The organism is Oleiphilus sp. HI0132 (genome assembly GCF_001635845.1).
The window spans coordinates 1-295 of the sequence record NZ_LWGJ01000893.1; the positions used below are offsets into that span (position 1 = coordinate 1).

The window sequence follows — 295 nt, forward strand, 5'->3', positions numbered from 1 at the left end:
TGTATGCTTCTTGCCGTTACGCTGATACCCTTTGCCATACAAATGACCGGCTTAATCTATCTAGCCGGGGCGGTAGCCTTAGGGTTGGGCTTTATTTATCACGCTTATAAGCTATATCGCTGCAGTGCTGACCAACACGCAATGAAAACCTTTGCTTACTCAATATTCTACCTAACGGCCTTATTTGCATTTCTGCTCGTCGATCATTACATACGACTGGTAATACGCGGATAGAAACTGATTAGATTTCGCAAAGCGGCCAGTTCAACGTATAATACCTGCCCTTTTTCATTTC

General features: G+C 43.7%; 1 pseudogene. It reads left to right on the top strand.

Annotation, left to right across the window (positions count from 1 at the left end):
• Positions 1–234 (top strand): annotated as a pseudogene (locus A3766_RS31965) (protoheme IX farnesyltransferase); the annotation flags it as partial.
• Positions 235–295: the final 61 nt, after the last annotated feature.